This window comes from Protofrankia sp. BMG5.30 (genome assembly GCF_001983005.1).
Classification (GTDB): domain Bacteria; phylum Actinomycetota; class Actinomycetes; order Frankiales; family Frankiaceae; genus Protofrankia; species Protofrankia coriariae.
This window is the reverse complement of the sequence record NZ_MOME01000024.1, coordinates 46,513-61,379: the sequence shown is the minus strand read 5'-3', so window position 1 is coordinate 61,379 and position 14,867 is coordinate 46,513. Positions and strand designations below refer to the sequence as shown.

Genomic DNA, 14,867 nt, shown 5'->3' with positions numbered 1-14,867 from the left:
CGCTGCCCACGGGACGCCCGTGGCCGGGGCCGCTCACCGCGCTTCCTTCATCGGGGAGGGTGGTCACCGGGTACCCGGTCGCGCTCCGCCGGCGGGTACCGGGCGCGGGCCCGCCAGCGCCGCCCGCTGGACCTCGGTCAGCCGCGCGCAACCACCGACGGYCAGATCGAGCAGCTGGTCGAGCATCGCGCGGTCGAACGGCAGGCCCTCGGCCGTCCCCTGCACCTCGACGAAGCCGCCGTCACCGGTGCAGATCACGTTCATGTCGGTGTCGGCGCCGGAGTCCTCGTCGTAGGCGAGATCCAGCAGCGGCCGGCCGGCGACGACCCCGACGCTGACCGCCGCCACGCTGCGGATCAGGGCGTCCGGACGGCCGAGCCAGCCGCACGCGTCCGACAGCGCGACATACGCGCCGGTGATCGACGCGGTGCGGGTGCCGCCGTCGGCCACCAGGACGTCACAGTCGATCGCGATCGTGTTCTCGCCCAGGATCTTCAGATCGATGCAGGTACGCAGGCTGCGGCCGATGAGCCGGGAGATCTCGTGCGTGCGGCCACCGATGCGCCCGCGCACGGACTCGCGATCGTTGCGGGTGTTCGTCGCCCGCGGCAGCATCGAGTACTCCGCGGTCACCCAGCCCAGCCCGCTGCCCTTGCGCCAGCGCGGGACGCCTTCGGTGACCGACGCCGCGCACAGCACCCGCGTCCGCCCGAACTCGATCAGCGCCGAGCCCTCGGCGTGGTCCTGCCAGCCACGGGTGATGTTCACCGGGCGGAGTTCCCCGGATGTCCTGCCGTCGGAACGTCTCACGACGACTGACCCTACCGGGCGGACGCAACTCGACACCGGTCGAATCCAACCGGACATCATTGGCGACAGTACGAAAAACCCGCCAACGGGCGTCCCACCGACGGGCCCGGGCCAGCGGACATGTCCGGGCCGGCAGGTGCCCGGATTGACAGGCGTGCCCGGCGCCTGCACCGGGCACGCCGGCCCCTGCCCAGACCGGCCGGTCGCGACATCGCGACCAGTGGTGCCAGGAACCAGATCCTCCAGATCCGCGCCCGCGGCTGCACAGGCAACCGGCGTCCAGCGTCCGCGGAGTCAGGCATACCAGGCTGAATCCGGCCTGCTACGCCTGCCAGCCCGGGTCGCGTCCGAGCCTGGCGCCGGCTCCCGACGGGCCGCCCGCGACGGCTCTTCGGCCGCGCGGACGACGCGCTCAGGCAACCAGCGGCCAGCCGGTCCGGCAGCCGGTCCGGACGGGGATGGCCCGGATGCCGTGGCTAGATCTCGTAGATGGCGCCGGTCTCGGCCAGGGTCAGCGGGCCGTCGAAGGCGCCGGCCGCCTCCTCGCGGCTGCGCTCGGCGTCTCCCCACGGCACCAGATGGGTGAGCACGAGACGGCCCACGCCCGCCTTGGTGGCGTGCTCGCCGGCCTCCCGCCCCGACAGGTGCACGCCGGGGGGGTTGTCCGGGACGTCCAGGAAGGCCGACTCGCAGAGGAACAGGTCGGTGTCCCGAGCCAGCTGGACCAGCTCGTCGCAGGCGCTGGTGTCACCGGAGTACGTCAGGGAGCGCCCCTCGGCAGTCACCCGCATCCCGAACGCCTCGACCGGGTGCGCCACCCGCTCCAGATCGATCCGGAACGGGCCCACGTCCAGCCGACCAGGGCTGATCGTCCGGAAGTCGTAGATGTCGGCGAGGGAGTCCTCCGGCCAGCGCTCGAACGCCGAGCACAGCCTTTCCTGGGTGTTGATGGGCCCGTAGACGGGCAGCTTGGGCGGCATTCCCTCCGGGTGGTAGCGGCGGGCGTAGGAGCTCACCACCAGGTCAAGACAGTGGTCACCGTGCAGGTGGGAGACGAGCAGCGCGTCGACGTCCCGCAGGTCGCAGTGCCGCTGCAGCTCGCCCATGGAGCCGTTTCCGGCGTCGAGTACCAGCCGGAAGCCGTCGGACTCCACCAGGTAGGACGAACACGCCGACCGGGGTCCCGGGTAGGTTCCCGAACATCCCAGAATCGTGAGCTTCATCGGGCCACCGCCAATGCCGTCAGTACCGATACCGTCCGGGCTGGTGTCGCCGGTACTGATGTTGTCAGTGCCGGTACCGCCCGCGCGGGGCGCGGGCTGGCAGGTACCGCCCGCGCGGGGCGCGGGCTGGCAGGTACCGCCCGCGCGGGGCGCGGGCTGGCAGGTACCGCCCGCGCGGGGCGCGGGCTGGCCGCCGCGCGCCGGTGGAGGACCGGTCCGGGCCGGCCCGGATCATCGAGTGCTCCGCGCCGACCAGGTTGTTGGTGATCGTTCATCGCGGTTTCTGCGCTACTCGCCAATGTGACGCCCTCTCCCCTGACAAAGCCGATGACGCCGGTCAACAAAAGGTGGCAGATGGTATAGYCCGGGATCAATGAGTACGCATCGACTTCTCGACACAGCGCCRAACAGGCCCTGATCCGGTCGAGGGCGTCCGGCTCCTCGAACCACGATCTCGCTCCTGACCTCCAGGGGTGGGCCGGCAGCCGGCCGCGTCCTGGAGAGCCGGCGGATGGGGAGACGTCGTAAGGCGCGCCGCCCACGGGGGCACCGCGGGCGGCATGGGCGGTCACGACCGCGACCGCGTCGGTTCCGCCAGCGCCGTCGGGGCGGCCGGCGGACGCGAAGATCGCCTCAGCGCCCCGGACGGGGTGACGCGCCCCGGACACGCGCGGCCGGGACGGGCCCGCGGGATGGCTCGCGGCGCGGGCGGATGTGGCGATCACAGATACTGACCGTGATCGTCCTGACACGCCTCGTCGGCGGGCGGGGACGTGGCGGGGCCCGATCGGGATCCGATCGGGGTTCATCGGGAGCTGATCGGAGATCACGGTCGCGACGGCATGACTGCCATCCGCGCTACCGAATACCCCGATGGGCGCGCCGCTCATGAGCGATCAGACTAAGCCCGAAATCCCGTTCCGACTCTGTGGCAGTGGTCACGAAACCCATGTCGAATTTTGGACAGCCCGGACGAGTCGGTATCAGAGTRCATCCGGGCACATCAGGGACCATCCTGAGACGTGGGAGGAAAATCGTGATCATTGCCGTGCCGCGGCCGGGTACACCGACTCCGACCGCGCCCGCCGGCTTGCCCGTCACGCCCAGAGCTGACCCTCAAGTGCGGCTTCGGCCTCCTCCAGCGTCCCCGCGTATGCGCCGGTGGACAGGTATTTCCAGCCCCCGTCGCAGACGRTGATGGCGATGTCCGCGCGCTGCCCGGCGCGCACGCATCTGTCCGCTTCGATCAGTGCCGCGTGCAGGATGCAGCCGCTCGAGATCCCGGCAAAGATCCCCTCCTCCTCGACCATCTGCCGGGTCCGCCGTAGCGACTCCTTCGGCCCCACCGAGATACGGGTGGTGAGCACACTGCCGTCATAGAGCTCGGGGATGAAGYCCTCGTCGATGTTGCGAAGGCCATACACGATCTCGCCGTACCGGGGCTCCGCCGCGATGATCCGAATACCCGGAACCCGTTCGCGCAGGAAACGCCCGGTGCCCATCAGTGTCCCGGTGGTACCGAGCCCCGCGACGAAATGGGTGATGGACGGAAGATCCTCGAGGATCTCCGGACCGGTCGTCTCGTAGTGCGCCTGCGCGTTCGCCGGGTTGCCGTACTGGTAGAGCATCACCCAGTCGGGATGATCGGCCGCCAGCCGCTTGGCCACGGCAACGGCCTCGTTGGAGCCGCCGCTCGCGGACGAGTACACGATCTCGGCGCCCCACATCGCGAGCAGTTGCCGCCGCTCCGCCGAGGTGTTCTCCGGCATCACGCAGATCAGCCGGTAACCCCGCTGGCGACAGACCATCGCCAGCGAGATACCGGTGTTCCCCGACGTCGGTTCGAGAACGGTGGCGCCAGGGGTGAGCAGGCCGCGCTTCTCCCCGTCCGCGATCATCCACAGCGCGGCCCGGTCCTTGATCGAACCGGTGGGGTTGTCCTGTTCCAGCTTGGCCCACAACCGGACGTCCGGGGATGGCGAGAGCCTGGGCAGACCGACCAGGGGGGTACGGCCAACCGAGTCCACCAGGGAGTCGAAACGCATGAGCTCTTCCGGCCTACCCGTCTCAGATATCTGCTGTCGCCGGCGTCGTGGCACCGCCAGCGACGGCGGGGAGAATAGTCACAGTGTCACCATCGGAAATTTTCGCGTCGAGACCGCCGAGAAAACGAACATCTTCATCATTGATGTAGATGTTCACAAAGCGGTGCAGCTCACCGGCGTCCTCGGAGACGAGCCGGCCTCGCAGCCCCGGGAAGTGGCTGTCGATGTCGATGAACAACGCCGCGAGCGTGTCTCCCACACCCTCGACGACCTTGGACCCGCCCGTGTAGCTGCGCAGGATCGTCGGCACGCGGACCTGGACTGCCATGCTGCTCCTCTTCGTCGTGCTCTGTCCGTGTTGCTGTTCGGTCTTCGATCTTCGATCTTCGGGTCCTGCTCCGGCAGCCGTCCGGTCACGCTCCGGCCTTCGGTCCCGCCCTGGCCGTCAGCCGTACTCCGGCCTTCGGACGCCGCCCGAGGGCCGGAGCGCGGTCGAACTGTCCGCCATCGTCCCTGGTGGTGCATCGTCCCTGGTACGACAGCATGTGAACAGGCCACCAGCCCACCGCCCGGCCGCTGGTGCCGTGCCCTGAGGGATCCCCGCCCTGCCCCGGATCCCTCATCCCGAGGATGCGCGCCCGGCTCCGCGCGACACCCGACACAACGTCGTGAACGGTCAGACGATTTCCACCGGCTCCTCCGTCACGGCTGCGTCGATGATGCGGTACGAACGGAACTCGATCTTCTCCGGGTCGCGGGTCGAGACCAGGACATAGTGGGCGCCGGGTTCCTGGGCCAGCGGGATGTCCGTGCGGGACGGGTAGGCCTCGGTGGCGGTATGTGAATGATAGATCACTACTGGCTCTTCGTCCCGGTCGTCCATCTCGTTCCAGACCCGCAGCTGCTCCATGGAGTCGAACCGGTAGAACGTCGGTGACCGCTCCGCGTTCTCCATGGCCACGAAGCGCTCCGGCCGGTCCGACCCGATCGGGCCCGCGACGATCCCGCAGGCCTCGTCGGGATGGTCCCGCCGGGCATGGGCGATGATGGCCTCGTAGACGGCCCGATCGATGCGCAGCACGGGCCAACCGTACGACGAGTGGCATCCACCACGAGCCACGATCATGCGTACATGGCGAAGAATGCCTGCCCATGATCCGATTGTGCCCGCGGGGCCGCTCCCGGCGGGCCACCGCCGGCGTCCGGGACGCGAGGGGCCGTGTCACAGGGTCATGTCACAGGGTCATTGTCACAGTAGCCGTGTCACAGCGGGCCATCCGCGTCAGGAAACGTTCACACCGTGTCAGGCCATGTCACAGCAGAGCCTGGACGAGCTGCTCCTGCAGGTCGCCGAGGAACAGGTACACCTCGACCACGGGACGGCGCGGGTCCTGGCTGCCGATGTCGTACAGGGCTTCGGCCGACGCGTCGTCGGTGAGGTTCAGCCGGGCGCCCAGCACCAGCCGCAGGTCGGTGAGGGTGACCAGCCAGTCCTGGACGGCGGCGTCGTCGAGCAGCACCCGGCCGCCCGTGGCCGGCACGGTGGCCAGTGCCCGGCGCGCGGCGTCACGCTTGCCCGCGCGGATGTCGTCGGAGGTGCGGCGGCGGTAGTCGGCGGCGGCCTCCGAGTCGTTCGGGTAGGCGTCCGGAAGCAGCCGGGCCACCGCCGGGTCCTCCGGTGCCGCCGGGGGCACGGCTCGCAGGCCGACGATCGCCTCCAGCGGGTCGGCCACCGGCGGCGGCTCCAGCAGCGCCTCGATCTGGCTGATCAGCTCGGCCAGCAGGGTCGCCTGAAGCGGACCGAGGACCATCTCGACGCCGTCCCCGGTACGGCTGAATCCGTTGGACACGCTCTCCCAACCAAGGTCAACAGTGATCGGCCCGGGCCACGTCCGGTAGATCTTCGATCGCGCGGACCGGCCTCCGGACAACCGCCCGTCGCGTTGTTAACGTCACCGGCAGCTCCGCTGGTTCCTTCTCCAGTGTTTCCTCCTCCAGCCCATGGGAAGCCACCCGGCCCACCGTCCGCACCGACCGCACCGACCGCCACCGAACGGACACGGATCCACCGAGCACGGATCCGTTGGGCGCCTCGCGCTCGTGCCCAAGCGGCTCGGTCACGCCAACCCGCACGGATCCATCAGGCACGGTCTAGTCCTGCGCGATCGTGGCCCACAGGCCGTAGGCGTGCAGACGGGTGGCGTCCCGCTCCATCTCCTCCCGGGTGCCGGAGGAGACGGTGGCCCGTCCTTTGTGGTGGACGTCGAGCATGAGGGCCTTGGCTTTTTCCCGACTGAAACCGAACAGTTTCTGAAAGACGTAGGTCACATACGACATCAGGTTGACGGGGTCGTTCCACACGATCGTGACCCAGGGCCGGTCGCGCTCGGCGACCTCGTCGGAGTCCAGGACCTCTTCGGGGGCGGCGGTGGCTAGTGGCACGGACTCCATTGTGGCGCGTGTGCGGGCCGAGTTCCCCCCCGGACCACCGGGCACGGACGGGAAGCCGAATCGATCTTCGACCGACAGGCCGGACAACACTCCCGCCGCGCCGCGTCCGCGGTGCCCGCGGTGCGCGCGGTGCCCCGCCAGCTCCCAGGTGCCGCGCCGGCCGTCCCGTCCGAGCGCTCACCGACCGGATGGCGAACCGCGTCGAAGCCAGCACACGGAGGCACACCCCAGCATCCGGTGAACAGCAATGAACACCATCGGCTATCAGCAGATGTACGCGGGTCGGCCGTCGAACGACACGGGGACCACAGCGTGGGCGCGACAGATACACCCATACCCTAACAGCAGGTAACCGAAATGGTGTATTTAGTTGTATTCGGTCCTGGTTTGGCTATCTTTTTGGTCACGGTTCGTTGCCCGACACGAAAGACCTCATCAACAGCAGCCCGGACCCGTCGCGCGGCACCTCGGACTCTTGCCTACGGATAGCGACCAGGACGCCGACAGCCCGCTGCGACCGAGCATGCACCACCAGCGCACCATTGTCCGTACATAGCCCTTTTAGTCATATTTTTGTCCATATCTGTATGAATTGGATGAATCGCTATGGGATGGATCAGCAGTGGAGAGGAGTGGGCCGCCATGAACAACGGCGTCAGCTGGGGCTGAAAACAGGACCGGTACCAGGACGGAACGCATCACACACGCACCGACGCCAGCCGGCGACTCCCGACGGACAACCAGCGCCACCGCATGGGAAGGAAAGGACGTGTTGAAAATGAAGAAGAACAACGACGAGGGCATGAACGGCGTCAGTTGGGGCTGAGAAAGCACCGCGGTACGGTTAACGGTGTCGGCGGTACCCGCCGCGGGCGGCGGGGCACCCGCTCGCCGGGCCGGCCATGACGGTCGGGGACGGTCGGGCCGCGGCCGTGACGGTCGGGCTGGTCGAACCAGCCCGGTCCGCGGCAGCCGGCCAGACAGCGGGCGGTACGCGCGGGCCGGCCGGCGGTTGGCCCACGGGAGCCGACCTGTCGGCCGCCGGCCCCTGACCCGGCGAACGAGCCGTCGACATGCAAGTCGGACGGGGCCGCCACGGCGGCCCCCAGCAGTACGGCCCCAGCAATATCGGTATCAGCTCGCCCCGCCCCCACCGCGTAGTACATGATCGGGGCGTAGTGAACGATGACCGTAGCGTCAAGCCTACGTAAGGCACCGGGGGCGCCGCCGCCCAGACGGCGCGATCCCGGTGGCCCGATCACGCAACCTCCGCAGGCAGGACGGGAGACCATATGGCCGTCGGCACGCGTGCGCGGTTCGTACCGTCCAGGTACCACCTGGTGCTCGTCATGGTCACCTCCACCGCGGCGGCCGTGACCGCGATCTGCCTGACCCGCCTGCCTCAGACAGCCGAACCGGTCTCGTGGTACCGGCTGACCCTCGGGATCGTCTGCCTCGCGATCGGCCCGATACCCCTGCTGCGGGTGCGCTCGGGGCACCACACCGGCGACTACGACCTCAGCGAGGCCAGCGTGGTCATCGGGCTGGCCCTGCTGCCCGCCCCCCAGCTCGTCACGATCAGCGCCGTAGTGGTCCCGATCATGCATGCCATCCTGCGCAGAGCGCCGGTGAAGGTGCTCTTCAACGGGGCCAGCGCCACGCTGGGCACCGCGATCGCGGCCGGCGTCCTGTGGCTGTCGGGCGGGCGGGCAGGACATCTGGAAGGCGCCGAGATCCTGCTCGCCGCACCAGCCGGCCTCACGGTCTGCCTGTGGACCAGCCTGTCCGTGTCCATGGTGATCTCCGCGGCGCGCGGGACGCCGCTGCGCCGGACCCTGCGCGAGACCATGGGCATCAGCACGCTGATCGCGGCCGGCGGCATCGCGGTCGGCTGCGCGGCCGTCGCGCTCGCCTACACCAGCCCGGTGACGCTGATCGTCCTCCCGCCGGTTCTGGTGGGCCTGGTGATGGTCTATCGGATGCAGGTCGACTCGGCCCAGCAGCGTGACCGCTGGCGCCAGCTCAACGCGGCCGCGAAGGACCTCGCCATTCTGAACCGGGCGGCCATCGAGGCCCGCGCGACGGAGATCGCCTATGAGATCTTCCGGCCGGACGGCGTGGAGCTCGTCGTCGACCCGGTCCCGCCGCCGGTGTCCCAGTCGCCGGTGCCACCCGCGCCGGTGCCACCCGCGCCGGCAGCCCGGCCAGCCGGATCAGCAACTGGATCACCGACCGGCTTCCAGCGCGGAACCGACCATGTCGCCACCCCGCTGACCGGGCCTGCCGGCCAGGTCGGGGTGCTGCGGCTGAACTTCGCCCGGCCGGCCCCCTGGAAGGACCACGACCAGGCCGTCCTCGCCGCGTTCGCGAACCTGCTGGCGCTTGCGATCACGAACGCCAACACCTACGCCGAAGCCCACGACCAGGCATTCCACGACGCCCTGACCAACCTGGGCAACCGCCGGATGCTCCAACGGCGCACCGCCGAGGCGATCGCCGCCACCGCCACCGGGTCGCGCTCCGCCCTGCTGCTCGTCGACCTCGACCGGTTCCGGGACGTCAACGACACCCTCGGGCACGACGCCGGCGACCAACTGCTGCGCGGGATCGCCGAACGGCTGCGACGCGGCGTCCGCGCGGGCGACCTGGTGACCCGCATCGGCGGGGACGAGTTCGCCGTGCTGCTGACCGGGATCCGTGACGCCGATGCCGCTGAGACCATCGCGGCCACGCTGACCAGGGTGCTGGCCCGCCCGGTCGGCGTCGAGGGCATGATGCTCTCGGTCGAGGCGTCCATCGGTATCGCCTGCCTGCCCGAGGACGGCGACACCGTCGACGAACTGCTGCGCCGCGCGGACGTCGCCATGTACCAGGCCAAGAGAACGCACGGCGGCTACCGGCGTTACCGGGCCGACGAGGATTCCTCCACGCTGGCCCACATGGCGTTGATGGCGGACCTGCACGACGCGCTCGACCATGGCGACATAAACCTGTGCTACCAGCCGCAGATCGACCTGGAAACGGGCCGGATCGTTGCTTTCGAGGCCCTCGTGCGGTGGAACCACCCGGTTCTCGGCCGGCTTTCCCCCGACGCTTTCATCGGTGCCGTGGAACAGTCCGGACGCATTGGCGACTTCACCCGCACCGTGTTACGGGAGGCGTTGTCCGCGGCCGGCCGGTGGCATGCGGACGGCGCCCGGGTGGGTATTTCCGTGAACCTGTTCGCGCGCAATCTCCTGGAACCGGGCCTGGCCACCGAGATCGCGCAGTTGCTGCTGGCGAACAGGCTGTCCGCGGCCGCGCTCACCCTGGAAATCACCGAACGGGCGGTGGTCACCGAGTCCGCCGCGACCGTGCGCTCGCTGGCCGCGCTGCGCGACCTCGGGGTGCGGCTGGCCGTGGACGACTTCGGCACCGGCTACGGCGCRCTCAACGTACTCGGGCAGTTCGACCTGCACGAGGTGAAGATCGACCAGTCGTTCGTCCACAACGTCGCCRGTGACCGGGCCAACTCCGCGATCGTGCGGGCCACCGTCGCGCTGGCCCACGACCTCGGGCTGCGGGTCGTCGCCGAGGGGGTCGATGACGCCGAGACGCTCAACGCCCTGTCCGCTCTCGGCTGCGACCTCGCCCAGGGGACGTTCATCAGCCCACCGTGCCCGGCCGAGGAAGCCACCGCCCTGCTGCGGGACGCCGGCCGGCTGGCTACCCCGCGATCGGCCGACGTACTGCCCTTCCGGCGTCCCACCGGGGAGCGGGCCGGGGGCGCCCCGTCCGTCCGCAGGGCGTATCCGGCGACCGACGGCAGATGACCTGATACGGAGATGACCCGATACGTCAGGATCGTGCGCGTGATCTGCTGAGGTCCTAGTGTGGTCGCGATGACCACGCCCACACCGCTGCCCACACCGCCGTCCATGYGGCTGCCCGCACCGGCGTCCACAGCCCTGCTGACCGACCAGTACGAGCTGACGATGTTGCGGGCCGCGCTGCGTTCGGGGGCGGCGTCGCAGCGGGCGGTCTTCGAGGTGTTCACCCGGGCGCTGCCGGCCGGGCGCCGGTTCGGTGTGCTCGCCGGCACCGGCCGCCTGCTGGAGGCGATCGCGGCGTTCCGGTTCGGCCCGGACGAGCTCGCCTACCTGCGCGGCAACGGGATCGTGGACGACGCCACCGCGGACTACCTGGCCGGCTACCGTTTCGGCGGGGACATCCACGGTCTCGCCGAGGGCGAGCCGTTCATGCCGAACACCCCGGTGCTGGTCGTCGAAGGCACCTTCGCCGAATGCGTCCTGCTGGAGACCCTGGTGCTGTCCGTGCTCAACCACGACAGCGCGATAGCCGCCGCGGGCGCCCGGATGGTCGCCGCGGCCGCGGGCCGGCCGTGCGTCGACATGGGCTCCCGCCGCACCCACGAGCAGGCCGCGGTCGCCGCGGCCCGGGCCGCCTACCTGGTCGGTTTCACCGCCACCTCGAACCTGGCAGCGGGCCGGCGCTGGGGCATCCCCACGACCGGCACGGCGGCGCACGCGTTCACGCTCGTCCACCCCTCCGAGCGGGAGGCTTTCGCCGCCCAGACCGGCGCACTCGGAACGGGCACCACGCTGCTCGTCGACACCTACGACGTGCCGGCGGCGGTCGCCACCGCGGTCGAGGTGGCCGGGACGGCACTCGGCGCGGTCCGGCTCGACAGCGGCGACCTCGCGGCCGTGGCCCGGGCCACCCGCGCCCAGCTGGACGGCCTCGGCGCGCAGGCCACCCGCATCATCGTCACCGGGGATCTCGACGAGCACGTCATCGCCTCGCTCGCGGCCTCGCCGGTGGACGGCTACGGCGTGGGCACCCGGCTCGTCACCGGCTCGGGTGCGCCGACGACGGGGTTCGTCTACAAGCTCGTCGAGGTGGCGGGGACGGCGGTCGCGAAGGCCTCGGTCGGCAAGAGCACCAGGGGCGGCCGTAAGGACCTGACCCGCCGGCACGACCGCAACGGGGTGGCGGTCGCCGATGTGATCACTACGGCGACCCGGGAAGCCGGGCTGACGGCGACGCGAGACGAGAATCACACCGACGCCGCCCAGCCGGCTGCTGCCGGCATCGGCACCGGCACCGGCACCGGCATCGGCCGCCTGTCAGCCCCGTCCGGCCCGGAGGCGGACCCGTCCTGGCCGGAACGGCCGCTGCTGGTGCCACTGGTGCGCGGCGGCCGGATTCTCGACGCCGACGGCACGACCCCCGAGGGGCTGCGTGCCGCCCGGGCCCATCACCAGGCGGCCCTGGCGTCCCTGCCGGCGCACGCGCTGCACGTCACCTACGGCGGGCCGTGCCTGCCGGTCATCACCACCGGCCAGCGGGCACAGCGGCAGCCCGGGCAACGGTAGGCCCTCCCACGGACGGGCCGTGGCCCGTCCCACCAGCCCCTTGCGTCGGCTCGTCGTGTCGGCTCGTCGTGTCGGCTCGTCCCGGGCCGGACGGCGGGTCCGCGTCCCCGTCCGCGTGGCCAGGCCGCACACTGGGGCATCGTGAGACCTGTCATGTCGAACGACGCCCCGCTCGGCGGAGGCCCCGCGGACAGCGTCCCCACCGACAGGGCCCCTACGGACAGGGCCCCTACGGACAGGGCCCGGGCGGGCCGGGCCCACGCGCGGCGGGCCCCGGACACGTTCGTGAACGGACCATCGCCGATCGCGGTGACTGTCGATGTCGTCCTTCTTACGCTGCGTTCCGGGCAGCTCTGTGTGCTGGTCACCCAGCGGGACGCGCCACCGTTCCAGGACGACTGGGCGCTGCCCGGCGGCTTCGTCCGGGTGGACGAGGACCTGGACGCCTCGGCCCGCCGGCAGCTCGCCGAGGGGACCGGTGTCGCCGCGTCCGGCCATCTTGAGCAGCTGCGCACCTACGGACGGCCGGACCGCGACCCGCGGGCGCGGGTCGTCAGCGTGGCCTACCTCGCCCTGCTCCCGAACCTGCCGCCCCCGCCGGGAACCGACCGCGACGGGCCGACGGCCCGCTGGTGGCCGGTGGAGGACCTGGGCTCCGCGGACGGCCCGGTCCTCGCCTTCGACCATCCGACGATCGTCGCCGACGGCGTGGAACGGGCCCGCAGCAAGCTGGAGTACACCCCGCTCGCCGCCGCCTTCTGCGAGGAGCCGTTCACCCTGGCCGAGCTCCGCCGCGTCTACGAGGCGGCCTGGGGAGCCCCGCTCGACCCGCCCAACTTCCGCCGCAAGGTGCTGTCGACCCCTGGCTTCGTGGTGCCGGTCGGCGCCCGCGCAGCGCCCCGCGGCGGGGGGCGCCCGGCCGAGCTGTACCGGCGGGGCTCCGCGACGGCCCTGCACCCGCCGCTGTTGCGCCGCTCCGTGTGAACCCTGTGTGAACGACGCCACCGTCCCTCCCGGGATCATCTGCGATCATCGTCGGTGTGCATCCCGACGCCAGTAACGCAGGCATATTTCTCGTCGTCGTCGGTGGCGCCCTGTTCGCGCTGCTGGTGTGGGGCCGCCGCGCCGGCGGCGGTGTCGTGCGGGAGATCTGGGGTCGGCTGGGCCTTCTCCGCTGGATCATTGCGCTGATCGTCATCGTGATCTTTTTCGATCTCGCCGACGGCGTCGTGAACCGGTGATCCACACAATCGGGAACCTCGAACAGCTCTCGAACAGCTGAAGAATCGACAGCCGTCCGGCCCGCGACACACGCTCGTCCCACTCGGGTGCGCTCATTAGATTGTCAGCGGAACGTGTGATTCACTTCACCGCAAGCAACATTTTCGCTGTACCGGAAGCGACCATTTTGTGGCTATGCGCGGTCGATCGACCGACTAGTTATGCTCACTTCCAGTAACCCCGAAGCCGGATGAAAGGACCGCGGGTGACTGGTCAACCATGGCTGTGGACGCCGCCGCACCAGACGACGCGATCGACCGGCGTGGGACTCCTTCTCCGCTCCTACCGGCAGACGTTCGGGCTCACCCAGCAGCAACTCGCCGAACGGCTTGGCTTCGACCAGTCCTATGTCTCCAAGGTCGAAAGCGGCCGGCGGGCCATTCATGACATCTCCACACTGCGTCACATCGCCCGCCGGCTGTCCTTGTCCCCGGAGGATGTGGGCCTGGCCGCGGGCTCCCTGATCGAAAGCCGCCGGGACGTCGCCCCCGCCGATCCGCTGGACGAACGGATCGCGGCCAGTCAGCGCACCTGGCGGCTGACGCGCGACTACCTCAACCACCACCGGATCAGCCTGGCCCGGGCCGCGGCCGGCCTGTACCCGCAGCCCTACCGGCTCGGCAACGGCCTGCTGGTCCGGCCCGACTGGATGTGGAACGAGCCGGTCGACCTCGCCGACATCGAACTGGCGTGGTCCGACGCACTCCCCGCGCCGACGGTGTCGGGAGCGGGCACCGACACCGAGCACCTGCGCCCGCTGACCGACGGCGGGGCCGCCTTCGGGACATACACCCGGGCCATGCGTGACCTCGACCGGCCCACGCTCTTCGAGAACCGCCTGAGCTTCCGCATGCTCGAGGCCATCCGCGCCGGGCAGCGCGGGCCACGGCTGTCCTTCGGCCACACCACCTACTTCGACGCCCTCGACGTGTGCGAGTCGGTCGCCCACGAAACGGCCGCGGCCATGCTCGGCGGCGGGCTGTCCTGGCCGGCGCTGCCGTTCCGGCGCCGGATCGGCGACCCGTTCGACCTGTGCCAGCGGGTCGTCCTGCCGTCCATCAACACCCTGACCATCCGGCACGACCAGAGCCGGGCGAGCTTCATGCTGCACCGCCGCAGCGCCGGCTCGGTGGCGACCGCCGGCGGCGTCTACCACGTGCTGCCGGCGGGGGTGTTCCAGCCGTCCGGGATCTCCCCGGGCCACCACGAGACGGACTTCGACCTCTGGCGCAACATCATGCGCGAGCTGAGTGAGGAGCTGCTCGGCAACGCCGAACACGACGGCACCAGCTCCTCCCTGATCGACTACGACGRCGACGAGCCGTTCCGCTCCCTGCAGCGGGCCCGGCACTCCGGCTGTGTCCGCGCCTGGTGCTTCGGCATGGGCGTCGACGCGCTCACGCTCTTCGGCGAGATCCTCACGGTCGTGGTCGTGGACGCCGACGTCTTCGACTCGCTGTTCAGCGGGATGGTCCCGGTCAACGCCGAGGGATCCGTGGTCACCACCGGTCCGCACCGGCGGGCGTCGGAGGGTATCCCGTTCACCCACGCGACTGTCCGCCGGCTGATCGAGCACGAACCGCTCGCGCCCTCGGCCRCGGCCTGTCTGGAGCTCGCATGGCGCCATCGCGGGACGCTGCTGCCCGGGTTGCGCATGCGGGCCGCGTCCTGAGGCCTCGTCG

General features: G+C 70.5%; 12 protein-coding genes. 5 read left to right on the top strand and 7 right to left on the bottom strand.

Annotated elements, in window-relative coordinates; translation table 11 throughout:
- Positions 1 to 63: 63 nt before the first annotated feature.
- The 7 genes from rph to clpS all read right to left on the bottom strand — a co-directional run bounded on the left by rph (position 64) and on the right by clpS (position 6,529).
- Positions 64 to 810, bottom strand: a complete 747-nt coding sequence (gene rph, locus BL254_RS14760; protein ID WP_076843592.1) for a ribonuclease PH — start codon at positions 808 to 810, stop codon at positions 64 to 66.
- A 476-nt stretch (positions 811 to 1,286) separates the two neighbouring features.
- A complete protein-coding gene (locus tag BL254_RS14755; protein WP_047223398.1) occupies positions 1,287 to 2,033 on the bottom strand; it encodes an MBL fold metallo-hydrolase in 747 nt (248 codons plus the stop codon).
- Between the two features lie 1,097 nt (positions 2,034 to 3,130).
- Positions 3,131 to 4,078, bottom strand: coding sequence for a PLP-dependent cysteine synthase family protein (locus BL254_RS14750; RefSeq protein WP_076843590.1), 948 nt, complete (start codon positions 4,076 to 4,078; stop codon positions 3,131 to 3,133).
- 22 nt (positions 4,079 to 4,100) lie between these two features.
- The gene (locus BL254_RS14745) at positions 4,101 to 4,406 is read right to left on the bottom strand and encodes a MoaD/ThiS family protein (RefSeq protein ID WP_047223400.1); all 306 of its coding nucleotides are present in this window, start codon (positions 4,404 to 4,406) and stop codon (positions 4,101 to 4,103) included.
- A gap of 348 nt (positions 4,407 to 4,754) precedes the next feature.
- Positions 4,755 to 5,159, bottom strand: coding sequence for a Mov34/MPN/PAD-1 family protein (locus tag BL254_RS14740; protein ID WP_047223401.1), 405 nt, complete (start codon positions 5,157 to 5,159; stop codon positions 4,755 to 4,757).
- 232 nt (positions 5,160 to 5,391) lie between these two features.
- Positions 5,392 to 5,928: a DUF2017 domain-containing protein gene (locus BL254_RS14735; protein ID WP_076843588.1), complete on the bottom strand. Its 537-nt coding sequence runs from the start codon at positions 5,926 to 5,928 to the stop codon at positions 5,392 to 5,394.
- Between the two features lie 301 nt (positions 5,929 to 6,229).
- Complete coding sequence (gene clpS, locus BL254_RS14725; protein WP_047223403.1) at positions 6,230 to 6,529, bottom strand: ATP-dependent Clp protease adapter ClpS; 300 nt, start codon at positions 6,527 to 6,529, stop codon at positions 6,230 to 6,232.
- A gap of 1,292 nt (positions 6,530 to 7,821) precedes the next feature.
- Here clpS and BL254_RS14720 point away from each other — a divergent pair.
- From BL254_RS14720 to BL254_RS14700, 5 genes are all read left to right on the top strand, one after another.
- Positions 7,822 to 10,341 (top strand): bifunctional diguanylate cyclase/phosphodiesterase, encoded by a 2,520-nt coding sequence (locus BL254_RS14720; RefSeq protein ID WP_076843586.1) that lies wholly within the window; start codon positions 7,822 to 7,824, stop codon positions 10,339 to 10,341.
- 69 nt (positions 10,342 to 10,410) lie between these two features.
- Entirely contained in the window at positions 10,411 to 11,904 is a 1,494-nt protein-coding gene (locus BL254_RS14715; protein ID WP_076843644.1) for a nicotinate phosphoribosyltransferase, read from the top strand.
- A 153-nt stretch (positions 11,905 to 12,057) separates the two neighbouring features.
- Positions 12,058 to 12,888, top strand: a complete 831-nt coding sequence (locus tag BL254_RS14710; protein WP_254858157.1) for an NUDIX domain-containing protein — start codon at positions 12,058 to 12,060, stop codon at positions 12,886 to 12,888.
- A gap of 56 nt (positions 12,889 to 12,944) precedes the next feature.
- Positions 12,945 to 13,145 carry a hypothetical protein gene (locus tag BL254_RS14705; RefSeq protein WP_047223405.1) on the top strand — a complete coding sequence of 67 codons (201 nt, stop codon included), beginning with the start codon at positions 12,945 to 12,947 and terminating at the stop codon, positions 13,143 to 13,145.
- A 245-nt stretch (positions 13,146 to 13,390) separates the two neighbouring features.
- Positions 13,391 to 14,857, top strand: coding sequence for a helix-turn-helix domain-containing protein (locus BL254_RS14700; protein ID WP_076843585.1), 1,467 nt, complete (start codon positions 13,391 to 13,393; stop codon positions 14,855 to 14,857).
- Positions 14,858 to 14,867: the final 10 nt, after the last annotated feature.